This is a genomic window from Viridibacillus sp. NPDC096237, from assembly GCF_050278625.1.
Lineage (GTDB): Bacteria > Bacillota > Bacilli > Bacillales_A > Planococcaceae > Viridibacillus.
The window spans coordinates 21,526-47,000 of the sequence record NZ_JBNNTI010000035.1 but is presented as its reverse complement, the minus strand read 5'-3'; the positions used below and the strand labels follow the sequence as shown (position 1 = coordinate 47,000).

The following is a 25,475-nucleotide window of genomic DNA, read 5'->3' as shown; positions in this document are numbered from 1 at the left end:
TAATTAATAATCGCCCAAGAAAATGCTTGGGCTGGAAATCTGCACACGAAGCGTTCATGGAGCAAGTGTTGCACTTAATTTGACAAAGTAACATAAGAAAAAGGCTCCAGTTTTTACTGAAGCCTGTGAATAGTTCAATGTTTATTTCTTTTTATTGTTTCCCACATTTCTCTTAATAGCCGTAAATCTTCTTCCTTAGATTTTGGAAGCTCTTTGTACCACTTTTGTAAGTCTGGACTATTTGCAAATGCTTGAAACTCTTCTTCATTCTTATCATAAGGCATTAAAGTCTGAATATTAGACTTACCAAGAAGGTAATCGGAACTACATTCTAGAACATTTGACAATTTTAGTAGTTCCTCGTCTTTTATAGGGCGATTTTCTGATTCAATACGATTCATTACACTTACATTTATTCCTATCCTGTTAGCCAAATCTCGTTGATTCCACCCTTTTTTTTCACGCAATACGATAATTCTTTTTCCTATACTCATAAAATCACCCCTTCACAATAAATTCTTTTACATTCTTTATATCTGGATTCTATCATGTGTCTACTTTAACAATATAATAATACTAAAAATAAAATTAATCCTTGTATTTCTAAAATAGCAATGATATAGTCTTGTTAATTGCTAAAACAGCAACTTTTGAAGTGGGTAAAAACGAAATAGATTTGAATTTTACCTTTTCTAATAATAAATTGAAATACACTAATAATTTTATCTACTTTATTGCTAAAATAGCAATGTTTTTTAAATGGTAAAAGGAGGAAGTTTATTTAAAATTGATTGATCTATAGTCTAAGGAGCGTATCTGTAGCATTTAAGGATAATAGCTTAGTTATGAGAGCAATATCTAATTAAATGTATCTAAGGATTTTTTGTCATAATCATAAATCTTATTAATGAAAGGAATTAAAAAATGATATCTACTTTAGTGAGAGATGAAGATTTTAGGAAGGCATGTAAGGAACAAAAAAATATAGACGAAATACTTTTGGAATTAATTAATCATACTAAGCATGGTAATTATGCAGCTGCTGAGCTTTGCGCAGAAGAAATAATTGAATCTATAAGAGTGATTCGTAAAATGCAGAGTATAAAACGGGAACATGACAAGTTGGTTAAGTTAGTTGAGAACTTGACCCAACAGGGTATTGAGATAGAATTAATCAAAAAATATGGATGAAATATCATACCGAGTACTTAACAGGACGTGCAAGATGGGCGTGTATTAGTTTAAAGTTATATTTAATGATATTTAAAGAAAAATATAAGATTAATAGTCTTAGAGAGAAAATAGGAATTTCTAAGCAAAATAATAATTGCATTAGTTAATATCTTTAGAAATGGAGAGGTTAAAATATGATCAAAACACAATCAATTTACTCAACTATTGATACTAAATTAAGTGAAAAAATTAATGAATGGCTAACTATAAATTTAAGTATTGAAGTTATTGATATTAAATATTCTGCAGTAATGGATGAAAAATATGATTTATATGAATCAGCACTGATTATTTACAATATGCTTGAGTAATGAATATATGGGTATAACTATTTTATGTAACATGTTAAGTACCTACATAATTATCGTAATATTGATACTGGATAATAAACTCTTAGGGGATAGAATGTTGGATATAGAAACGAAAAAAATAGAAGTAGATACAAAGACTTTAACTGCTAAAATAGATGCAAGTGAAAATAAACTGATATATATTGTAGAGGATGGTAAAGTTGAAGCGATACCTTTACCAGCATATGGTGTTTTAGAAATTCCATGCCAAAATTATAAAATTGGAAACCCAGCATATAAAATTACATTAAAAAGAAAATAATTGCTTAGTCGAAAAAATCGAGAGCATCAGATAAACGTGTAAAAGCGTTTGTTTGGTGCTCTTTTACATTTTAAAAAAGGTGGTTATTAAATGAATTGGGCGCATGATTTATTGATTGAATATTCAAAAGGTAAAAAAGAATTACAACGTATGAAAGGTCAACTAAAGAAAGATGACCGTGAAGTTGAAAAACAAATAAATAGCATGATTGATAGCATGACTTTTGCAATAAATTGGATGGAAACAGGTAGGAACCCTGATTCACATCGTGGTATTGATAAAAAATCCATTTATCATAAGCAATTTTTTGAGAGCATCGATGTCATTCCAGATATCACAGATCAGCTATATGATATAGATTCAAAACAGTTGTATATGACTAGTGAAGAAAAAAGCATACTTGCGGACATATTTACTTCTTGGTCATTAAAAGAACGTCATTGTTATATTGAGCATGTTGTTAATAATAAAAGTTTACAAACTATCGCTAATGATTTGAATATAGGGAAAAGTACAGTTCAAAAGTATATTGAACGGGCAAAGAATAAAGTGAATAATAGGGTTTTCTAAACAGCTATTGTCGTACATTGTCGTACGTAGTTCATATATGTGAGGAGGTATTTTTAGTAAGCTAAGTTTTCATATTAAGGATCTCTTTATTCAGCTAAAACATTTTCAAGTAGCAATAAGTAATGTTGAAAACTGTAAGGTGAAAAAAATGAGATTTTTGAATTTAGTATTGATCATGAAAAAAGCTTATTCAAATGTTAATTATTGAGGGAGGAAGTAAGTTTGTATTGCAAATTTACGCAAGTAAAAAAGTAGCAGAGTTTGAATTAAAGAAATAGGGAGGAAAACAATTTATGGCATATGAAATGTTGAATGGAGCACGTCCAGGCTCTTCACGAAATTTAGTAATTGGACCAGGACTTATTACGAGAGGATTTAATCCAATTACATTTGACCCAAAAGACCGTTCTACTTGGGGCGAATACATCGGAGCAACAAAAGGTGGAAATGAGATCAGTGTTGAAACAGAGTGGCATTCTGTTGAAGTAGATGGCGCACTTGGTACTATTGAAAATATGGAGTGGTTAGTAAAAGCAAATGCAAAACTATCTACTAATATTCTAGAAATGACAAAGGAGAATCTTCAATTAAAGCTACCTGTATTCAATGTAAAGTCTCATGATAATAACTACGATATGATTCGTCATGATGGTTCAATTGCACCGAGTAGCTCTGATACATTAGCAATTTTTGGTTCGATTACAGGTAAATCCATACCTGTTGTATTTGTATTAGAACGTGCCCGTTGTATTGATTCATTCAATTTGCCTCTAGGTACAGGTAAGGATGATATTGTATTAAAGGCAGAGTTTGTAGCTCGTTATGCTGAAGATAACTTTACGCGCATTCCGTTCTATATACTTTATCCAAAAGGTGGCTCTAATGTTGTTGCACCTGTTGCAACACCAGCTCCTGGAACATATTCGGAAGAACAATTAGTTAGTTTAAATGCAGATGTAAATCACGAAATCTACTATACGTTAGATGGCTCATATCCTACTCCGAATAATGGGATTAAGTATAAAGGTCCAATTACAATTTCAACGACTACAACAATTACTGCAGTTGCTACAAAAGGTCATGATACATCTACACCTGTATCATTTGCATATTCAATTAATCAATAAAAAAACCCCCTTTAAGGGGGTTTTTATTATTAGGGGGAATCACAGTGGAGACACTAATCGGTATCGAAAAAATGGTCATTATTAACGGTGAGGAGATAAAAATTAAGCAACTTGGTTTAAAACACCTATTTAAATTTGTATCAATTCTCAAAAAAGCAAAGATTGTTGGTTATTTCATGCAACTGATGACGGACTTAAATTCCGTTGAAGAAGAAACAGAAGAAGAAAAGAGAGTGAAATATTTACAAGTCGTATTTAATTTAATCTTCGAGTTGGTTGAAGCCGAAGGTGAAATTTATGAATTTATAGGCTCAATTGTAGGTAAGAAAAAAGAAGATGTTGAGAACTTGCCATTAGATGCATTTGTTGAAGTAATTGAAGCCGTCTTTACATCCAAGGATTTAACGGATTTTTTCTCGGCGGTCCAGAGAATTCTAAGCAAACAAACGGACCAGAAAACAGTTTAAAAAAAAGCACCAATATAAACGAAATAAATCCCCTGGACGATTCTGATACACTATATCGAGCAATTGATCGTGTACAAAAGCGTTATAAGTGGACTGATGAATACATTGTTGAAATGCCTTATTCTCGTCTATTCCAACTTATGGTGGATACTGCTTTATGGGAAACTGAAAAAAGCCGTGAAGAATATCGTAAACAAGCGTTTTTAACATGGCGAATTGAGGGAATGTTTGCAACGGAGAATATTCCAACATTTGAAGAGTACTGTAATGAATTTGGGTTTGGTGATGTACAAGGAGAAAACAATACTGAAATTACATCATCACAAGAAGCATTAGATTATATTGATGAGCTATTCAATTGTGCACCACTAAAAGATAGAGAGGAGGATATAGTTGTCAAATAATACTGGTTTTATAGGCTTAGTTGAAATGGTTGGAACGACTATTATTGAAACGGCCAAACATTTAAAGAAAATGGATAATCTAGAGAATAGATCGTTACTATTGGCAAATAAGCTAGAAGAAAAGTTGAAAGAGATTTCAGATATTATTACACAGATAGAGTCTAAACCTCATATTACTGTAAATATGAAAGATGCAAAAGAAAATATAAATGCATTTAAAAAAACTCTAGATGTGTTGTTTGATCAAGTGCAAACTAATAGACATTTACAAATCGATACAACCAACGCAATTACTAAAATAAACGCATTAAATACTAAAATAGCAACACTTGAAATTGCTATTAAAGTTAATACTTCACAATTTAAGACGCAGATAGATCAAATCAAGGATCAAGCTAATGCGTTAAACGTTATTTTAGAAGATAAAACAATTAATATAAAAATATTAAGCGATAAAGGTTTTAGTAATTTAATTAAAAGTTTTGATTCGTTTAGTGCCAAATTAGATGGATTGTATTCGAAATTAAATATTCTTAGTAAAAAAATAGCAGCAATTGATCTTCAAGCGGCTAATAAATCTTATCCAAGTAATGGATCAATAGATCAGCAAACTACGCCGAATGGTACTCCACCAGCGAATAGTCCTCCAAGGAGTACCAGTTCAAGTTCATCCTTAGCATCAAATATTAATTTGGATGAACTATCGAAGTTAGAGCAATTAAAAATACTCGGACAACAATTAAACGAAATTGTAACACCTGTACTTATAGATATTTCAAGTAAATTTGGAGTAGTTGTTAAGGATGCTGAAAAAGGTTGGGGCAAATTTGCTTCACAGACACTCATGAATACTAAATTGATGGGTGAATATAAGAACCAAATATCGGATGTTTCAGCTGAAACTAGACAATCACAAGAAAAAGTCGGTGGATTATTCGCAGTTTTACATAACAAAATGGGTAAAACGAAGAGTAATATTGCCAACTCTGCAAAAATTGGCTTAAACTTTGCAAAAGTTTGGGGCGTTGATGCTGTAAGTGCTATCTCATCTGTAGATAGAATTTCAAAGAAACTAGGAGTTTCACAAGGTCAAGCTGCGGATATCATGGCTGCTGCAATGAAAAAGTATCAAGGGGACATTAATAAGGCTACCGAAAGCGTAATGGAGAATCAAAACGCATGGAAAAAGACCGGTAAGGTATTAATTGATGGTCAAACCGCATATCAAAAAATGGTTAATAGTATAGATGGTGGTGGTCTTGCTCATTTAGAAATAACAGTTGGTAAACTTGGCAACCTGTTATTAGAGTTATGGAAGGCTCTAGAACCAACTATTATAAAAGTTGCTGACGGACTGTCTATACTTTCTGATAATCTAACAGCCTTCTTACGAGCTCATCCAGGTATAGCTAAAATAGTTGCTCATTTCGGAGCGTTAGCTATAAGCGTAGCTTTAACTGCTTCTAAATTATTACGATTAATAGACATATTAGGTTCTGGATTATTTGGAAGCACTGGGACGAATTCTGATAAATTAAAGACTGTATTCTCTAGTTTAAGAAAAATTCTAGGAGGGGTCCTGCCATTAATAAAGAAATCTTTTGGAGGTATTAAAGGCGCCATTGCCCGCTTCTTGCCAATGCTGTTACCTTTACTAACAAATCCCGTTGTTTTGTTAGGTGTAGCCATTATAGCTGCTTTTGCTATTGTTGCTCGTTATATATACAAAAACCGGAAAGTACTAGGTCAACAAGCAGTGAAGGTTGGTAAGGCCGTTGTTGATGGTCTTATTAAAGGCATAAATTTTCTGAAAAAATGGAACCCTATCTCGCTGTTTAAAAAATATATAATTAAACCGATAAAAAAACTTTTCGGAATCAACTCACCATCGAAACTATTCTATAAATTTGGGCGTTGGATTATTGAAGGTTTAGTAAATGGGATAAAAGGTGCTGTAAAGTTATTAGCAAATATTTTTGCACCATTAGGCATGGCAATAAAAAATTTCTTTAACAGTATCCGGCGTGTTTTAAGCCGATTTGTCCGCTCTATAACTAGTTCTTTAGGGCGTATTAGAAAAGCATTTTCTCGGATGGCAACGTCTATTTTCAACTCGATAAAATGGGCCTTTAATGGGATATATAATTTTATTATTAAAGTTATGTCAAATGTTTGGGGTTTTTTATCTAGAATATTAAGACGTATTCGAAATTTTTTCTCAACAATTCTGGGCAATATATTAAATAGTGTAGTGACTGTATTCAACACCATTTATAGCAAAATACGTACAACTCTATCTAACGTCTATAAGTATATCCAAAAAATATTTGGTCAAATAGGTTCATTCTTTATTGGGCTGGCCAAAAAGGCATGGGACTGGGGTGCCAACATCGTTGAAGGTATCATAGGCGGTATAAAAGATAAGGTTTCTGGTGCAGTAAGTGCTATTAGGGACTTGGGTGGAAAAATAGCAGGTGGCTTTATAGGGAAAATGATCATCCGCTCACCTTCTCGTGTAATGTACGAGCTTGCTTCATTTATTCCTGATGGCGTACGCAATGCTATTCTTGATGGACGAAACCGTGTTGGTAAAGCTACGAGAGACCTTGGCAATTCGATTAAAGATAATTTTATTCCGGATGTTGAAGGTGTTCGTTTCGACACTGGTAATATATCAACGGCAGCAATCATACAATCATCGATTTCCCCGAGAATACGAAATGCTAGTAAAAAAGTAGATTTCAAAAATAGATTGAACGGCAAGAAACCTACGTCAATTAAAAATTCAGGAAAACAAATAAATGTCGGGGATGTACATGTACATGTCAAGAAAGCTTCGACTAATGCAGATATCGACTTCCTAAATACAGCGTTAACCGATAGGATTAATAAGGAGGTTCGACGTAAAGAACGATGAAAACAATATTATATACGAGAGACCAAGAAGTAATAATGTATGATCCACAACAGACTGTTTGTGAGGGGCCCTCTGCAACTTGGTTTTCAAGGACTATCTCAGTGTCTAGTGATAAACTAGTCATGATTGCGCTCGACTTCGCTTGTTCGGTTGCGTTAACAGTGACTGGTGAAGTAAGAAAATCACAAATGATAATTGTTGTTAAAAATGTAGATACAGGAAAAATTGTAGAACGTATGAAGGTACGAGGTTCAAGAACATGGACACGTGCCTTTTTTCCATTAGATCATGGCAATTATCAAATCGGTTTTATAACAGATGAAAATTACCGTAATGCCGACAAAGTGTACATGAAAGACTTCTATTACCATGACTATATAGCGTCACCGAACATTGATGCAATTGGTTCTTTAAAGCCGCCAAAGCAACTTGCGGGTATTCAAACTTTCGATACTTTAGAAGGTACAATGAGGTTGCAACGTATTGGGAATAAGGGTTGTGAAATCGAAATGACTCTATACTTTAAAACCGAGACACAATATAGAAATTTTGTACGCTCAAGACACGACAGTTACATGGTTCTTGAATGTAACTATGGCGTTTATGGAGGGTATTTGGCTGGAACAGAGAGTGACCCGAGCACCGATGGACCGTTACGATTAATACGAGTCAAATTACTATCTCCACAACGAGCTGGTGTGGGGGTCGATGGCATGTGAGAAAAACCAATCAAGCACTAATAAGGGCACTCACAACACAATTCCAGAGCGGTAATAACAATTTTCGAAGTCCTGCTGAATATGTAAATATTAAACGGCCGATAACAGCTGAAAACTTTTTTGTCAGTCAAGGAAGACTGCCAAATATCATAAGTATTGAAATCGATGAAGATATAGAAACCACAGCGAAAGGCTTTACAATTGTTTGTTCGAATGAAGATGGGCAGCTATCGCCGGATTACAAAGAGGGGAAGTTTGGTGAACGGAGATTAAATTATCAAATCCCACTTAATTCACCTTGGCGTAATGTACTAGTACCAGATACTGAACTTGAAATTAGTCTTGGTTATGGCGACAACCTTCTGAAAATGTTGATCGGTTCTATCGATGAAGTTAGCATTAGCGCCGATGGTCGAACAATTACAATCAATGGCCGTTCAAATTATAAAAAAGCACAAGTAAATACATGTATGCCAAAATCAAAAAAATATCTCATCGATGATGTAGATATGAATGTTGGTGTAGCTATAAAGAAATTCTTAGATCATGTTAATATTCCGAATGATATTGAACCAAATATAAAAGAGCCATTCACCGGCATGGGCTATAAAGTTGGTGAGAAAATGGGAATTAGGGGAGAATATCCGCATGATCACGTCGGTAATATGGCTTTTACAACATATTACGCACTAATCGAAAGTTCAAACGGTAAAGTAAAAACAAAAAAATTACCGGATTTTAAAAAGTTAGGTAAAGCAGTAGTTACTTTTGATGATTATATTGATTTAACAGAAGCAGATTACTCAATGGACAACAATGAGGTTTTTGATACGATTACTGTCGTTTCAAAATCCAAAGAATTTGAAATTGTGAATGGTAAACGTAAAAAAGTTACCCGTACCATAAAAAATCGATTTACTTCAGCTAAAATTCGTTCAGATATATTGCAAGGCAAACGACGTGAATTGATCGTTGAAAGCAGCTGGGCAAATACGCCAAAGAAACAATTTAATACAGCAAAAGCGCTATTTACAAAAATGGTCATGGCTTGGAAGCGTCTCAGTATTGGCGTACCAGCCTATTTGCCGTTGGAATTATTAGATGTCGTGTCTGTCCGTGAGCGCATTACACAAGTGACTAAGCGTATGTATGTACGCGGTATTCGTACCTCATATTCAGGTACAGGCTTAACACAAGTAATTGAACTAGCTGATAACACACGATTCGATTTAGACATTGTAATGCCACCAACACCACCTAGTGACATGCCGGAATTTAGCACTACTGAAAGCCGTTTAATAATCAATATATTCGACTTCAAAATTGAAGATGGTGATCGAATGAATATTTATCTAAACGGGCGTAAGATTGTAAACAACTTATTTGTCCGAAACAAGGGAACTGATATTAAGATTGACCTTGAAAAAGGCGCAAATGTAATTAAATTTGTCGGCATATCTGCTGGCAAGCTTCAGAAATTAACAGCAAGTTTCAAAGTGGCAGGTGGATCAGGAAATATTATTTATCCGGCTGGCAAGTTACCAAGTTTAAATATGCCACGCGAAAATATAGCCTCTGAAAGTACCGGACGTTATATCACAAATAAAAGACCTGTTCGAAACTGGGTCATTCATAGAGTGTAAGAGGTGAGGGTATGACATCAAGACGTGATAATACGTACACGCCAGTAAAACGGATGATTGAAAATAGTATCCGAAAACGGTTATTAACAGGCGGTTTGGATACAGATACAATCAGTAAAATAAAAGATGATGACACGATTGAAGGTGTAACTCTTCACTACGATGAAAACGGCCGGTTAGCGATGGTGGAGGGTGATGAGCGACAGCTTGCTACGCTTACATTTGATAATGAGGGATTATTAGTATCAGTCCAAGATGAGGATATGATAACCGGAGAAGTCATCGATTGGAATCTATATTACACAGAAAATCGATTAGTCCAAGTTGTTCCTGATATTATTTCGGAAGGCGATGAGGAAGATGATGATTTCGAAGAAGAAGTATTTAACGATACAAGCGGCGGTGAAGATATAGATGAGCCAGACATCGATTTAAATCCAATATCAGATAATGAGAGCGAACATGATTTCTCAGATGATGAAAGTGAGGATATTTGATGGCAAAACAAGGTTTTATAACCACTTATACAGCAGGTGGTCGATTTGATGCACCTTTCTTTCCGACATTGACCGAGCCGTTTATTAAAGGTGTTCGGGTCGTCATTGGTGGGAGTGATTCATTTGTTACAAACACATATACGATTGCGAGAAAATCCGAGTTAATAAGTATCGCTATTGCTTGTACAGAGTACTACGATGAGGATAACTGGGATTTAGTGGTTAATAACAAAACTATGATTGAATCGGTGTACACGAAAGAGCTCCCGGAAGGGCTTTTTTTTATGGTTGCTCATCCGTTAAACGTTGGGGACACCATTGAAATTCGATTTAAAAACGAATCAGGTAAAAAGAAAAACATTTGGATTAATTATCAATTCTTAACTAAATAGGAGTGAAGATATGCCTTACATTAAAAAATTACTTACGGAAGAAAATTTTTCAAAAGGTATTGTTGATTTGGCTGTTAAAAATGGTTGGACCTTGCTTAAAACATTCAAGAAATTATCATACAACTTTCAGGGCATATTTTACGGAAATGCAATCCCTACAGAGCCAGACGACGTAAAATTACCATTCAAAATTGCTACTCACAGTTTGATAAAAAACAGTCGTGGTGATATTTACGGGATTGCTCGTATCTGTGATTTGGAAATTAAATATAAAGATATTCCAACAAAGTTTAAATCGGGTAGCCTCCCGAATCAAACATTACTATGCACAAATAGCGAGTTACGAGAAGAATTGCATACATTCCTTTTCGGTAAAGAAGAAATAATCAAAATAGATACATCAAAAGTTTATTTCTACATGATTCACGAAGAGCCAAAGTTCTTAGATATAGAAAATTTCAGAATCGTTTACCCATCGCAAGCAGTTAAAGCTGCCGACGTTTTAGATATCGAATTACAGGGCTACGAGCCGATCAAAGAAAAAACAAATGTTTATAAGTTTGAACCAACAATTAACCACACGCTAATGCGTCAATCGCCTATGGTGAATGCATCCATGCGACAAACTGGGCAAATTGATAATGGATGGTTAACGAACTGGTGGCCAGACTCGACAATCAAAATTGAAGGGTTTGTAAATGAGGAGGTTTTAGCATTAATGGTTCGTGCTGACAGCACACCAGCTTTCCATGATAATCAAGTACCTATGCTGCCAGTATACTTTGGACATGTAGTATCACTATTACCTTCTGATAGTGGTAATGCAGCATTATTTGCTGGAACAGCAGTAAATAGTCCAGCATATGCGTACAATACCACGACACCACACGTGCCAGCGTCTCAAATTTTAATGCCATTGAATAAAAAATATCCACAATTTCCAGGCAACGGTATAGATAATATCATTGTAAAACGCGGGATTCAAGGGGCTTTTTATCAAGGATATAACTTTAAAACGTTTGCGCAGCCAGAAAAAGCACAGCCTGATCGTAAAGATGACCAAGGGCGCCAGTTCGTTAGTGCCTGGAAAAATGAAAATAATAATGAATATACGTATCCGCCAACTAGCTTATATAACAATAAAGCTGCAGTTACAAAAGCTTATATCACACACGCTGAAGAGCGGGATCGTGGTTATTTAAAATATTTAATTTTTGCACCGTCGATAGGCCCTAGAAATGGTGCAAAATTAAAAAATAAAAAAGCTTCATGTCCAGATGTTTTCGAATACTATAAATATTTTGTTTCAGATGCAGTATCTCCTATTACTAAACGGCCGTCCATTGTTTACAGACCAATCGGTATCGGTATTTTCGAAAAGGAAGGGGTATAATCAATGACGTTAAGATGGATTGATGAAAAAATTATGTTACAACGTTTTCCAAATACCTTATCAACTCTTTTACAGTCGGTAGGTTGGGAGGAATTTGCTAAATACCGTTCGAAAAATGGCGAAAAATACGCAGAAGTTCGTCTATTCCAAACGAAAGGATCGGATAAAGTTATCCGTAAATTTGGTATAGTGAACACATATGACCTAGAAAAACCCACGTTCGCAGATGAACGATTCGTCACAATCGCCTCAAAATTATCAAATATCGGTATCGGTGACGGAAAAAAAACTGTATTTGAATTCCCTACCGAATACATTCTTCCAGGAACGGAGATTGTTCAAGTTGGAGATTCTGAAGTAGTTGATACAGAATACACAATCGATAGAAGAGGCCGTACAATTACATTCAAAACAGCGCCTACAGGTATTATTAAAGCATCTTACTCACTTTCTGCAAAAGCTTTTGAACCAATGAATGCTTTCGGTATCTTCCTCTTTGACTCAGTAACATTCGATATCGAAAATCCAATCACTAAAATAGGTGATGCTGATGGCGAACTGAAAACTTTTTCTTTAGATAAAACAGATATTAAACCTGGTAGCGTGAAGGTGTTTATTGATAAGGTTGAGGTAGATGAATTTGATTATACGGTTCAAATTTCGACAGGAATCATCACTTTCTACGACGCCCCGAAAAAAGGAGTGATTAGTGCTAGTAGTATGTCTGTACGTGGGTTTGATGAGAATAATGATTATGGTGATTTATTAGCTGTGGCTAGTGGTGCTTTAAACACATCCGACGGTATGGGTGCTATAGCATTCAGCGCAGCTACTTTCAAACGCCCTTCACAGGTAACGGTGATGACACTTACAAATGAAGTTAACTTAAATGCTTCATTCGGTCGTGATTCGCTATTGCATATTTGGGGTTCGATTAATAAAGACCGACTAGCATTGCATTTACGTGTAGACGCTGCGTCAGATCCAAATAACATTTGGCACGTTCCACTGTATCTTGGGCGTATCAACAATTGTGGTAAAAAACCGAAGCAAAATACAGTACTAATTGGTGGCTGTCGTACTGGTGCAAATGCTGTTTGGTCTAAAGATAAAAAAGTTGGCGGGCATTTAGTGGATTCTGGGCCAGAGACATCAAACGGAAATAATTATCCTTTGTTGCAACAAACAATCGGTGGTTCATATCACCAACAACATTACTTATCATTTATTACTCACGATAAAGATATTGAGCGCATCGAATCTGGGCAAGGTCCATCGGTATACGACGAAAAATATCATGATTCATTTATGTATATTTCGCATCACTATGATAAAGAGGTTGGTGTTCTGGATGATATTTACGCAGTGCACCCAAGTGGTCTTGAACAAGATGCAGAATTAGAAATCGAAGATACAATTGTGCATGAAAATATCGGTGTAGGAGATGGATATACAACGACATTCCATTTGTATCGTCATACTACAGACGAGAAACCACTTGTATACATTGATTGCGTAGAACAAAAAATAAATTATGATGATGATTACAAAGTTGTAGAATTTATTACAGCGCCAACGAATGGGGCTGTAATCACAGCATCATACAACGTATCTAATACACATCAATATAATTTATCTGAAACGCCAATTACGCCAATGGCGCTAGATACGACTACACCTTACGTTGGTATTGGTTGGGGTGTTTTCAAGAAAAAGCATTAATATCAACGGGGTGAACAGTGATGAAAAGTAAGTATTCGTTCAGAGTGAATAACAAACACAAAAAATATTCGTTCGTCGCTCATCAAGAACCTTCATACACATTCGCCAATGTTAATACAGTAAATAAAGTTGAAAAATATCGCCATTATCCCCTCGTTGCGGATAATGGCGTTTTTAGAACATATTCATTTTCAGTGGGTAATCAAAAAAGTAAAAAATATTCTTTTGCTGTTGATACGATTGATATTATAGATTGCTATGAAATATCGTTTAATAAAAGCAAAACATCAGTAGTTATTGATGTTGATACGATTGATATTATAGATTGCTATGAAATATTGTTTAGTAAAAGCAAAACATCAGTAGTTATCGATGTTGATACGATTGATAGTATAGATTGCTATGAAATATTGTTTAGTAAAAGCAAAACATCAGTAGTTATCAATGTTGAAATGATTGACATAATCAATTTTGTAAACGTTGACGAAAAGTTTGAAACCAACTTGCAAAACTCGTATTTAACCATTCTTAAAAGTGTGATAAGCGTAGATGAACGTACACTCAGCTCATATGTCAATGAAATTGTTAATGAAGTAATATTTGTATACTCAAAGGGATTAGTCTATGTAACACCTATAATTACATTCACTCGGATTTCTGATGAAGTTGAAACGTTTGTCGTGCCAATACATGCAACAGCAGAACAAATAAATGAAAGCATAACACACTTGTCAGTTTATGTAGTACAAGAAATAACAAAGGAATCAAAAGAATTAATAATTCCGATTATCACTACATTCAAATTGAATAAAGAAATTCATGATTACGAACAAGAAATTGCATCAGAAGTAAAAATGATTGCCAGGTTTAACAAGATATTTATTATTGAAAATACAGAAATTATTTATAAAAATGCAGCAAGTGATTTTGTAATGGACGCTATCCAACTAGATACTGAAAAGAATTCGCGAATAGAAGAATTTACAGTTACCAACATTAACAGAGAAATTTTAGAACTTAATTATTTGAATACTGATGAAATCAGATTAGAAAGTACAAATAAGAATCTTTCTCAAATTGTGAATGAAGTGTCGAAGGAATCGACTCAAAATAAACTTGAAGTGGGCATCAATCTTCAACAAGTAGAGATTTTTGATAGTAAAATTCTTGCTATTGATGTAATTAAGTACAACAGAGGTTTATTTGATAAAAAACCAATTTGGTTAAATACAAACGACTTAGATGAAGTACAATCTGTTTATCTTCAGTCAATTCATGATACTACTCAAGCAAATGTTGAAACTGTTCGCGAAATCAATGAATTAGTTGAATCCCTTAAAACGTCTATATCGCATATCACATTTAATCACCCATTAATTTGTGTTGCGGATGAAAATGATACAACTATTACCCATGTACAGCTTTCATTTGATGCAAGTACACAGCAACTAAAATCTGTTAATAAAGTAGTTCAAACGGTTAATTTATGTCGAATACAAATCGAAACCATCGAATCTAGTCAAGATATTAATACGGATCAAATTCGAAATATGCTTATTGGGTCTTTGCAGTTTATTAATACAACGGAGCAAATAGCCAAAGATATTACACTCACTACAAGACATGGAGTTTTTGAAGTTGAAAGTAATGGTTACACAGCTACGAATGGGCACGATCTTAAAATGATTGGGAACGAAAATCTATCAACAGATAATAACTCATACCAAGTTTGCGAAATTGAAAAGACTGACATGACTGTTGGTAATCGTGATTATGATACTAAGAATATTGATAATGAGCAGTTAGGGATTGAGTATTTAAATGTTGATGAAATAAAATTAGAAGCCGGAAATCGAAATGTCATATTAATCATGGATAAAAAATTAGAACATACAGCTCATAATATTTTCGAAGTTTATACGGACTTAATATCAATTGAAGATCAATTAAGCGTAGCCGTGAAAAGCAATGTGGAAGAATACAAGGATAAATCATTTAATAAAGTTGTAGAGATTTTAAGTGTAAATGAATTATCAGAAATGGAGCATGTACATGTTCAACTAATTTATGACGCAATTGATTTTAACATTGAAAGTATTAGAAAAACTCTAGTTTTGATCAGAACAGCCGGAACTTTTACGGAAAAGATAACTAATAATGTTAGCTTAAATACCATTGAAATAAACAGTGATATTAGTGAAGTACAGTGTTTATCGGACTCAGATGAATTACAACTCGAATCCATCGATAAAGTCATTGAAACACTGGGTACAGAAGAGATTAACGGTGTGGTAATTGAATCAGCAAAAGTTATATTAACTAATGAGCAAATAACCGAAAACGATGCGCTGAACAAGACACGTGAAGTAGATGAGGTTGCGGTTGATAGTTATGCAGTTACAAAAGAGCATGAGATTAATTTGATAACAATCGATAGATTATCGTTAAAAACTCGTTTATATGCTGCTCACAAAGTTGGCGAAGTTACTTTAAAAACAGGGAATAATTTTTACGATGTTGTCGAACCTGCAAATGATTTAATTGAAACCATCAACCCTATAGAGATAACAGAAGTGCCTGATGAGAGCCCCGAAATAGCTACCATCTCTACTGATGAAATCAAATTAGAAGGCATGGTCAATGAAATAAAGAAAATTGACGCAGATGAAATTAAATCTGTCCAAATGGATTTAACTTACGATACACATAATGCAGGTGAGGTCACTTCTATTCACATGAACGTTGGCAACAATATTTATAATAGTGATGAAATTTCCTCAATTAAAATAAAAAATCAAAATGAAGTATTTCAAACGAAAGAAAATCCTGTTACATCAATAAAAGAACGTATGATAGCATTTGATACTGAAGTAAAAGAGCTGAAAAGCACTGGTTATACTAAATTATATAAAGCTAAACATATCACTAACGATGTATTTATCAGTAAAACTGACGTTGAAGTTGATAATAATTCACAGAGTGCTATTAACCGGATATCAATGTTTGATACAACTTCACAAAATCAATATGCATATATTTCCGAAATGACGCTTGAAGCAAACGTCATAGATAAACAAGGAATAATAAAAGAAGCTATATTCGATATAGATGAATTCGTTCAAGATGAAATAACAGAGCAAATCGTCGTATTATCGGAACATATTAACTTAGAACATATTAAACTTAACACCATTATCCATGTCGAAAATATTACCTTCGAGTCTTTGATTAAGAATCGCATAATTAACACCGATGTGATTGGATTTGAAGTGATTATTAATAATGATGTGGTAGATGTAGCAGCAGTTCAATTGAATGCTTCTATAGCAGGAACCAAAATTATCACTGATTTAATTGAACTTGAAGCGTTTGAATTACCGAACAAAAAGAAAAAGAAAAAAGTTATTTGGTTGATCCCGGCGCGAGCGAATTTTTACTCAACATGGTTCACTAAAAAGACTAGATAGGAGGCTTATTTTGATTTTAATTAAAGAATCGAGTGGGGTAATATTTGATGAACAGTTTAAAACTAATAGTGACTGGCAATTAACTAATCCAAATGCGACTACGATTGGTAGTGGTTCATTAACTATTGATCATTTGTTATCTAGTGACGTTATGGTGCTCAAAAATATTCCTTCTGATGCTAATGCATTTGAAGTAAGCATTGATTATACACCCTTGTTAGAAAATGATTCAGGCGGGCTTATACTCTATAATAATGAAGATGAATTTTCAGAATTACTAGAATCAGAAGATGCCACACAAGCCCATTTAGAAAATATCAAAGTAATTCGTGAGGGAAATAATTTTGATTTCTATATGCAACGAAACAATATTTTTGAGTATATCAATTCTGTAGATTACCCATTTAGAAAAATCGGATTTATCGCAAAACAAGGTCAATCAACCTTCAAACCACTCATTATAAATAGATTTGTTGCAACAAAAAACAACCGTCTACAAGTGAAAAACTTGCCAGGCGGTTTTTCTGTTGCGTTTGAATATGGCGATGAGGTTATTTCAGCAGTAGTAGATATTTTCGGTTCAGCAACAATTGAATTACCACATTTAGTTGTTGCTGGCACACTAAAGTTATTAGATGGGAAGTTAATAGTTGTTGAACAAACCGCAGAGTTCTTTGGTGGGGATATTTACTACTACGGATCATCACTTTTGATTCAAAGAAATGGCGTTTCATTAGATGAAATCAATCCAAATGAGATCGGGAGCGTGAATTCAACAGCCTTAGAATTGCAACTAGAATTATATAATCAATCAACCTCTATTATTGATAACATTCAGCTTACGATACAAAAATACAGTATGCTTTTCGGCTATGAATGGGCTGACATAGCTGAAGATATCAGCGGTTCTCATGGTACTTATTCAGACGTATTAAATATCGACAGAATCAACGCTCAACAAATTATCCCATTTTGGATAAGAGTTGAAAAGACAGGTATAGCAACTTCTGCTGAAAAAGTATTTTTCGAAATAAAAATAAATCACGATTGAGGTGATTAAATGACAAAGGTGTATTTGAATACCGTATTAGCGGGTACAAATACAGGTAAAGTGGATGAGGAAGTATTAGATTTTGAAAATCGCTCTGATCTACCAGCAGTTGGTAAGCTAGATGTTCTATACCTTGTCAAAGCCGATGAGACAAACAATGGACTACCAACTATTTATATTTGGAAGGGTTTAGAGTATTCAGCAATTGCATGTGGTACGGGTAGTGATGGTGTACAAAATTATAAACAAGTGACCCGCCTTGGTGTGACAGCCTCAATGGCAGCACCAAAGAAAATTGGCTTAATCATCGAAAAAACAGGGGGATTTTTACGTGCGCCGTTGGAAATCCTAAAATTTAAAGCCAGCGATCAAAATGTCGTGACAACACAAAATACATTTGATAACTCAGAAAAAATTGATTTTGAATTAAATGATTATGTTCAATTTGATGGGAAAATGAAATTAAAAACTGAATATGAAATACCTATGCACCTTGATGAAGCGTGGACTAAAGAAGGTTCACTTTATAGAGTAAATATTGATATTGGTGAATTTGCAAAAATTAAAACTTTAAATATTGACTAAATAATCAATATAAAGGAGTGCTTAAATATGCCATTGCCAGCAACAACAGGTCAACTTAGAGTCAATATAGCTAATATGGAAATAGGAGATTATATTAAAGTTTCAATAATTGCTGCTAATTCATGGTCCACTTGTTTGACAGCAAAAGAATTAGGTTATCCAGAATGCGCTCTTACGGGAGCAACAAGTGGAAATAGGTTTTTCTATTTTATAAAAGTTGCAAAAGGGATATTAGTAGGGGATAGAATAATTATTCATAGTTATTCTTGGGATACCATGAATAGTCAAAAAATAGTTCAAGGATTACCATTAACTATAAGCGACCATAACACTAGTGGTATTCTTCGTTCTCTTACAGGTGGGGTGGCATTTGCAGATGTTAATGGTAATAAATCATTAACAGAACAAGGTTATGGTGGTTGGCCATCAAACAATGAATGGGATAAATATATTATGAATTTTCCGAAAGATAAAATTTCTAGCGGTAAAGAATTAGATGACGTGTTTCATTTTACACGTAATGCTCAGAAAAGTACCGGTGCCTATACTTGGTGTCAAGATACGCCAATAGTATCTATTGCTCCAAGTACAAATAGAGTGTTGCGATCTGGTAAATATATTCATGGGGATGGGATAGAAAAAATTCCAGCTCCAGGTCATGGCAATGCGACTTCAAATATAGGAGCCGCATATGCAGGGTTCAGACCGGTATTTGAATATGAAGAATAAAGGAGGTTAAAATAGATGGCTAAAGTAGGGGATAAATTAACAGTACCAGAAATTGGTTGGAAAAGATATGATGATAGTTATCCAGCTATTAAATATGATGGATTGTGGGAGTTTTGGAAAGAAGATAATAATCATTATGACAAAACATTACATCTACAGATTGCAGATAAAAATGGAAAGATAAAATTTAAAGCTAAAACAAGTAGAATAAGACTTGTTATGTATTGTAATTCTAATAAAGGGTTTGACTTCTCTAATAGTAATTCTATTTTTATAGATGGAATAAATGAGGGTAATTTTAGTCTTTATAACACATTCGGTTTTCAAGCATTAGTTTATGAGAAGTCAGGTCTAAGTGATGATTTTCATGACTTTGAGATTGTGTGTAATGATAAAACAAAAGCTAGAGGGATTAACTTGGATGCAATTGATATTGATGTTGAAGGTTGTCTATTGCATCCAGATGAAGTAACAAATATAAAAGATTTAACAGTAGGTAAACGTATTCGCTGCCATTATCAAGCTTCTGCTAACCTAGTAGGTCAGTTTAGTGGATTGGGAGAAGAAACTTTAGACTTTATTCCAATTGAATCTTCTGCTATGCCTAATGGTGATTTTTATTTTATTATGGTAGAAGATTGGAATGGAAAGAAGTGTTTGATAGCGGATCGTAATATTCAGCACAGTATTAGTTGGGATACTCTAAATGCTGATGGCATTGTAGTAGGAAGAAATGTTGATTTCGAACCTGTATTATTTGATTCATCACTAGGGACGTTATCATTAACAAACAATTCTACTACAGTAACAGGTGACAATGGTATCCGAATTTTAAATTCACTTAAACAATCAGGAAAATGGTATATAGAGTTTAAGATGGAATTAGGATACGCACGAATTGGAATAGCACAAGAAGGGGTTAATTATGGAGCCGGACATTCTACAAATAAGAATGTATTTTATCTTACTAAAGACGGCACTATAGAAGGAGGAGCAGTAGAAAGTTCTTCATACTGTAGAAAAATATTAGACACTGATATTGTAGGAATGCTTCTTGATATTGATAATGGTGTGGTTAGTTTTTCTATAAACGGTGAGTTCCAAGGAATAGCTGTTTCGAATTTAAAAAGTATTTTTACTAAACAGATTTACATTTATGGTGGTGGGACAAATTCAACTCCAAATACCAGTAGAGTTACAGTCTTTGTTGCAAAAAAAGACATGCATTTCCCTATACCTAATGGATTTGATACATTATCTAAAGATAACAGTGAATATTCTTTACAGGTACGCTTATTAACAGGAGGTATATCTAATACCGATAAAGATAATGAGTGGGACAAATATATTGTTAATTCTACTCTTAATGATCTTATTACAGCGGGAGATAATAATGTTTGGAACTGGAATGTTAGAAACACAAGAACGTGGACATCTTCTACGGGTGCAAATTCTTCTTATAGAGTTGCAAGAGGTAACAGTGCGTCAGGTATAATTCCTCTTGGAATAGATGCTTATCATGAAGGATCATCAAGTGATGCTGCTGTTGCTAGAGCATTCCGTCCAGTCTTAGAAATAGAAACGCTCAAAACTACTCAAAAGAAATCTCTTATTTACCATGATAGTAAGTATAAGAAGTGGATTGAATATAAGGAAGCAGATTCGATTAATACCATAACTCCTATTTTAACAGGTTATAGCGGTCAGGGTTTAACTGTCTCTGCTACTTCAGAATATAGTACAGCAAGAGCCATTTGGTATGCATTTAATGGTGTGGAGAATATAGGTGGAAATGACTGGTTAACTAAGTTAAACGTATTGACTGGAACTATTAACATGACATTTGCACAAAATCAACATGTTAGTCGTTATTCTTTATCTGCTACTCAAATGATAAGTCGGGCTCCAAAAAAATGGAGATTTGAGTATTCATTAGATGGTTCTAAGTGGATTATAGCTGATGATGTTTCATATGTTGATTCTCCTTTTAACTCTCTATTCTCTATGATTGAGAGAAACATAGAAACCGTTGTAGCAAGATATTTTAGGTTCGTCATTATTCAAAACTCTGGATCGACAGAATATCTAAGCTTAAGTAAAATTGCACTTTATTCACATGGTCAATCTACATGGGAAGTAGTTTCAACAACAACACCTACTGTAGGTCAATTCCAAGAACATGGCATGGATTCGATTCCAACTACTAAACTACCATTGTTAGGTGAGGTAAATAATATTGGTATCGTAACATGGGTAAGCGATGAAAATCATTCCCCGATTGTAAATTTATCAGCAATTCCGCATAACCAATTAGTATTACCAACAAAAGATATCAACATCCGATGGATTGAAAATATCGATTATATAAAGTTAACAGTAAACGAATTAAATCACGGCAGAATACGTGTTATTACTTCGTTTGATGGCGGTCTTAAATGGCACACTATCAACGGTATGAAATGGATTGAGGTAAGTCCGATAGTAGGTGAAGCAATTATGCATGGGATGTCGGCAGCGACATTAGCAGCCGTTACTTCAACACAATGGGCAGAGTTACGAGGAACTAGCAATACAATACGCTTTGCGTACGCCCTATCTATAGAAGATACAACAGACGTCGGAGAAATTGACTCGCTTATTACGCAAATGGACATGAAAGGTACTTGGAAAAAGGCAGTACATGGCAAAGATTACGACTATGAATATCCAAACAACGACGAATTGCAAGTAATAATCTACGCAGATGGTGATTATAAAATTAATTATTAATAAAATGAAAACAGCAGGCGCTTTGATGAGGCCTTTTTATTTTGTCTTAAGGGGGTGGGGGATTGGATGTAAGCTTTTATTCAAAATAAAAAGTTAGAAGTGCAGTTGTAGATATATAAACCAATATCGACTACCGATTTTATGTAAAGTTGGTGAAGCCAACACAATAGAACAAACGGTAATGTTCTATATTGATTTAACTCACGATTAGAGGTGTAAAAGTGACAAAAGTACAATTAATAAAAAATATCCCAATAAATGATGTATTAAAAGAAGTTACATTCGTAGATGATCGCGAAGCTTTACCTGGAGTGGGACAATTTAACATGTTGTATGTTATCAGAGTAGATATAATAAATGGAAATAGCCAAACCTTATGTATATGGAGTGGCACTGAATATATTCCGATCAATGGCGGTAGTGCTGGTAACCAGGATTACAACCAAGTTATGAAATTAGGTGTAATAGCTTCAGCATCCGTACCACGACAATATAGCATTTCGATTGACTATACTTCATCATTCTTACGTGCTCCATTGGAAATTCTTAAGTTTATATCTGGTCAACAAAATATAGTAGTGACGCAAATGGGATTTGATAACACTGACTCGACTGATTTTATAGAAAATGCTCATGTTGTTTTCGATGGAAAAATGAAATTGAAAACTAAATATGAATATACAATGATGAAGGGTGAAAATTTCACACATGGCACATTGTATAGGACAACAATTGATACTTCGATATTTAAGGAATTGATAGGCATTAATTTGAAATGATAAAAACGAAAGTAACTATAACGCGACAATATTGGAGGGTGAAAAATGGGAGAATTAAATAAAGTAGATTATATTAAGCATGATAAAGAATATTTTAATAACACTATTCATTCAAAAATGAGACGAGTTGCTTTATCTCAATCAGGTGAAGTTGTAGGTATTCACCATACAAATAACACTAACTTATGGCAAGATGGAAGTAAAGTAGATTGGAGTACATATGAATCTAAAGGGTGGAACTGCATGGTTCAAATCCCTAAATTTTATTATAAAGTTGAAATTGGAACATTAGTTAGTTTTAATGATGTGTATAGATGCGAGGTAATCGAAAAAGAAAAAGATGGATATAAAGTCCATCCAGCATTCAATCGCGAAGAAGGTATAGTTGAGGATTATCAATATATTTCTGCATTTGAAGGATGGGTTGATTCTTCAGGAAGATTAAGAAGTTTACCTAACAAAACTGTTACAGTGAATAAAACTAGGGCACAATTTAGAAGTGCGGCTGAATTAAACGGTTCTGATTATAGACAACAAGATTTTTACTTAATAAGTGCTGTTCAAATGTTATTCATTACTGAATACGGCAGTTTAAATAGTCAAGTAGCATTAGGTAAAGGTAGAACCTCAGGAGGTAGTGATCCATATATTAAAACAGGAGTAAGTTTAGTTTGTGGGAACAATTCTTATGGAAATAAAACTGCAAATACAGATGTAGTTAGTTACCGTGGGATTGAAAATTTATGGGGAAATTATTGGAAGTTTTTAGATGGATTAAATATTTCAAATTATATTCCATATGTAAGCAAGAAAAAATTTAAAGATGATGTTTTTACAGGTAATTATAGTAGAGTGGGTAATTTTACGTTACCTTCCATAACTAATTATATTACTAATTTCAAGAAAATAAATGGAGATTTTGACTTTACATTCTTACCTTCTAGTGTAGGCGGAACTGAATCAACTTATTTTGGAGATTCTCTATATGTAGGTAGTGGGGATAGAATTGCTTTATTTGGCGGCTATTCGGCTAATACTTCTGGTTGCGGTGCTTTTTGCATTAGTTTAAGTGCTGCTTCTATTACGGCATCTAGTATTACCGCTCGCCTTGCTTATTTAATTTCATAATTAGACAAATAATAAATTGATATTTAACACATAATAAATTCAAAAAACGTCACTGGATACTGGTTATATAAAAATCAACTATCTAAAATAGAAAGGATGATACAAACTGAACGAAAGTGTGAATTTCCAATGGATATTTGATGCAGATTACTCTACACAATATGTTGAATGGTCTAATCCAAAAAATGAAGTGACGACTATAGACGAAAAGATCGAAAGTGTGAATCTTCAATGGATATTTGATGCAGATCATTCTACACAATATGTTGAATGGTTTAATCCAAAAAATGAAGTGACAGCTACACACAATTCTATTACATGCTTAGAATATAGACGGGATGAAGATATTCTTAATTGGTACCTTAGCATTATGTATAAATCTTTTATTTTGTCTAAAGGTGAGTATAAGAAATGGTATAAAGGAAGTTCAGAAATTCAACCATCATGGCAATTAGTATCGACAACATTACCCACTGAAACTCAATTTCAAGAAGAAGGAATGAGTGATTTATCAGTTATCCCAAAAGAAGCATGGAAAGAATTATTAGTAGATACTACTATACAATTAGTGAAATATACCGAAGTTGAAGAATCTCAACCTATAATAGTAAATGCTATTCCAAATGATCAACTTGTTTATCCTACAAAAGACATTAACATCCGTTCAATCGAAAATATCGACTCTGTAAAGTTGACAGCGACTGCATTAGGAAATGGAATGGTCCGAATAATCGTTTCTTTTAACTCAGGCGCTACTTGGTACGCCCATAATGGTACAGAATGGATTGAAGTAAGTCCGATAGTAGATGAAGTGATTACAAAGGGCATGACACCAAAGTTATTAGCAGGAGTAACATCGGTGCAGTGGGCGAAGTTACGAGGAACTTGTGATACAATGCGTTTTGCTTATGCCCTATCAATCAAAGATACGTCAGACGTTGCAGAAATCGATGCACTCATTACACAAATGGACATGAAAGGCACGTGGAAAAAAGCTGTACACGGCAAAGACTACGACTACGAATATCCAAATAACGACGAATTGCTAGTAACGATCTTTTCAAATGGCGATTATAAAATAAATTATTAATAATAAACGGAACAGCAGGCGCTCAAATGAGGCCTTTTTATTTTGCCTAAAAGGGGTGGGAGATTGTATGTAAAACAAGTTATACGCAATTGTTTAGCGTAATTTCAAAATCATCCGATGGTTGGAGGTGCTAGATCTATTGTGGCAGGTAAATAGGAGATTCCTCTAACAATAAGGAAGA

General features: G+C 34.1%; 23 protein-coding genes. 22 read left to right on the top strand and 1 reads right to left on the bottom strand.

From position 1 onward, the window contains the following. Nucleotides 1-134 precede the first annotated feature (134 nt). Nucleotides 135-494 carry a helix-turn-helix domain-containing protein gene (locus ACQKMD_RS16825; RefSeq protein ID WP_427753393.1) on the bottom strand — a complete coding sequence of 120 codons (360 nt, stop codon included), beginning with the start codon at nucleotides 492-494 and terminating at the stop codon, nucleotides 135-137. A 430-nt stretch (nucleotides 495-924) separates the two neighbouring features. Here ACQKMD_RS16825 and ACQKMD_RS16820 point away from each other — a divergent pair, with 430 nt between their 5' ends. From ACQKMD_RS16820 to ACQKMD_RS16715, 22 genes are all read left to right on the top strand, one after another. Beyond that, nucleotides 925-1,191: a hypothetical protein gene (locus ACQKMD_RS16820; RefSeq protein WP_427753391.1), complete on the top strand. Its 267-nt coding sequence runs from the start codon at nucleotides 925-927 to the stop codon at nucleotides 1,189-1,191. Between the two features lie 176 nt (nucleotides 1,192-1,367). Next, a complete protein-coding gene (locus ACQKMD_RS16815) occupies nucleotides 1,368-1,544 on the top strand; it encodes a hypothetical protein (RefSeq protein ID WP_427753390.1) in 177 nt (58 codons plus the stop codon). A gap of 97 nt (nucleotides 1,545-1,641) precedes the next feature. Beyond that, the gene (locus tag ACQKMD_RS16810; RefSeq protein WP_427753388.1) at nucleotides 1,642-1,845 is read left to right on the top strand and encodes a hypothetical protein; all 204 of its coding nucleotides are present in this window, start codon (nucleotides 1,642-1,644) and stop codon (nucleotides 1,843-1,845) included. A gap of 90 nt (nucleotides 1,846-1,935) precedes the next feature. Beyond that, entirely contained in the window at nucleotides 1,936-2,415 is a 480-nt protein-coding gene (locus tag ACQKMD_RS16805) for an RNA polymerase subunit sigma-70 (RefSeq protein WP_427753386.1), read from the top strand. A gap of 293 nt (nucleotides 2,416-2,708) precedes the next feature. After that, a complete protein-coding gene (locus tag ACQKMD_RS16800) occupies nucleotides 2,709-3,542 on the top strand; it encodes a chitobiase/beta-hexosaminidase C-terminal domain-containing protein (protein ID WP_427753384.1) in 834 nt (277 codons plus the stop codon). Nucleotides 3,543-3,586: 44 nt separating this feature from the next. Then, a complete protein-coding gene (locus ACQKMD_RS16795) occupies nucleotides 3,587-4,009 on the top strand; it encodes a hypothetical protein (protein ID WP_427753382.1) in 423 nt (140 codons plus the stop codon). Between the two features lie 113 nt (nucleotides 4,010-4,122). Then, the gene (locus ACQKMD_RS16790; protein ID WP_053417665.1) at nucleotides 4,123-4,413 is read left to right on the top strand and encodes a hypothetical protein; all 291 of its coding nucleotides are present in this window, start codon (nucleotides 4,123-4,125) and stop codon (nucleotides 4,411-4,413) included. Then, entirely contained in the window at nucleotides 4,403-7,330 is a 2,928-nt protein-coding gene (locus tag ACQKMD_RS16785; RefSeq protein WP_427753381.1) for a hypothetical protein, read from the top strand. Before ACQKMD_RS16790 ends, ACQKMD_RS16785 begins: the two co-directional genes overlap by 11 nt. Further along, nucleotides 7,327-8,049, top strand: coding sequence for a hypothetical protein (locus tag ACQKMD_RS16780; RefSeq protein ID WP_427753380.1), 723 nt, complete (start codon nucleotides 7,327-7,329; stop codon nucleotides 8,047-8,049). Before ACQKMD_RS16785 ends, ACQKMD_RS16780 begins: the two co-directional genes overlap by 4 nt. After that, nucleotides 8,046-9,692: a hypothetical protein gene (locus ACQKMD_RS16775; RefSeq protein ID WP_427753378.1), complete on the top strand. Its 1,647-nt coding sequence runs from the start codon at nucleotides 8,046-8,048 to the stop codon at nucleotides 9,690-9,692. The genes ACQKMD_RS16780 and ACQKMD_RS16775 overlap by 4 nt, the downstream gene beginning before the upstream one ends. Before the next feature lie 11 nt (nucleotides 9,693-9,703). Continuing rightward, complete coding sequence (locus tag ACQKMD_RS16770; RefSeq protein ID WP_427753376.1) at nucleotides 9,704-10,189, top strand: hypothetical protein; 486 nt, start codon at nucleotides 9,704-9,706, stop codon at nucleotides 10,187-10,189. Beyond that, nucleotides 10,189-10,581 (top strand): Low copy number virion structural protein, encoded by a 393-nt coding sequence (locus ACQKMD_RS16765; RefSeq protein ID WP_427753375.1) that lies wholly within the window; start codon nucleotides 10,189-10,191, stop codon nucleotides 10,579-10,581. The genes ACQKMD_RS16770 and ACQKMD_RS16765 overlap by 1 nt, the downstream gene beginning before the upstream one ends. Before the next feature lie 10 nt (nucleotides 10,582-10,591). Then, entirely contained in the window at nucleotides 10,592-11,974 is a 1,383-nt protein-coding gene (locus ACQKMD_RS16760; protein ID WP_427753373.1) for a hypothetical protein, read from the top strand. A 3-nt stretch (nucleotides 11,975-11,977) separates the two neighbouring features. Continuing rightward, nucleotides 11,978-13,696 (top strand): hypothetical protein, encoded by a 1,719-nt coding sequence (locus tag ACQKMD_RS16755; protein WP_427753372.1) that lies wholly within the window; start codon nucleotides 11,978-11,980, stop codon nucleotides 13,694-13,696. A 20-nt stretch (nucleotides 13,697-13,716) separates the two neighbouring features. Further along, nucleotides 13,717-17,163, top strand: a complete 3,447-nt coding sequence (locus ACQKMD_RS16750; RefSeq protein ID WP_427753371.1) for a hypothetical protein — start codon at nucleotides 13,717-13,719, stop codon at nucleotides 17,161-17,163. Between the two features lie 10 nt (nucleotides 17,164-17,173). After that, on the top strand, nucleotides 17,174-18,214 hold the full coding sequence (locus ACQKMD_RS16745) for a hypothetical protein (RefSeq protein WP_427753370.1): 1,041 nt from the start codon (nucleotides 17,174-17,176) through the stop codon (nucleotides 18,212-18,214). A gap of 9 nt (nucleotides 18,215-18,223) precedes the next feature. Continuing rightward, nucleotides 18,224-18,799: a hypothetical protein gene (locus ACQKMD_RS16740; protein ID WP_427753368.1), complete on the top strand. Its 576-nt coding sequence runs from the start codon at nucleotides 18,224-18,226 to the stop codon at nucleotides 18,797-18,799. 27 nt (nucleotides 18,800-18,826) lie between these two features. Then, nucleotides 18,827-19,528 (top strand): hypothetical protein, encoded by a 702-nt coding sequence (locus ACQKMD_RS16735; RefSeq protein WP_427753367.1) that lies wholly within the window; start codon nucleotides 18,827-18,829, stop codon nucleotides 19,526-19,528. A 15-nt stretch (nucleotides 19,529-19,543) separates the two neighbouring features. Then, nucleotides 19,544-22,297: an SPRY domain-containing protein gene (locus ACQKMD_RS16730; protein ID WP_427753365.1), complete on the top strand. Its 2,754-nt coding sequence runs from the start codon at nucleotides 19,544-19,546 to the stop codon at nucleotides 22,295-22,297. Nucleotides 22,298-22,518: 221 nt separating this feature from the next. Next, complete coding sequence (locus ACQKMD_RS16725; RefSeq protein WP_427753363.1) at nucleotides 22,519-23,076, top strand: hypothetical protein; 558 nt, start codon at nucleotides 22,519-22,521, stop codon at nucleotides 23,074-23,076. A 45-nt stretch (nucleotides 23,077-23,121) separates the two neighbouring features. Continuing rightward, a complete protein-coding gene (locus ACQKMD_RS16720) occupies nucleotides 23,122-24,204 on the top strand; it encodes a hypothetical protein (RefSeq protein WP_427753362.1) in 1,083 nt (360 codons plus the stop codon). A gap of 118 nt (nucleotides 24,205-24,322) precedes the next feature. Beyond that, nucleotides 24,323-25,294, top strand: a complete 972-nt coding sequence (locus tag ACQKMD_RS16715) for a hypothetical protein (protein WP_427753360.1) — start codon at nucleotides 24,323-24,325, stop codon at nucleotides 25,292-25,294. Nucleotides 25,295-25,475 lie beyond the last annotated feature (181 nt).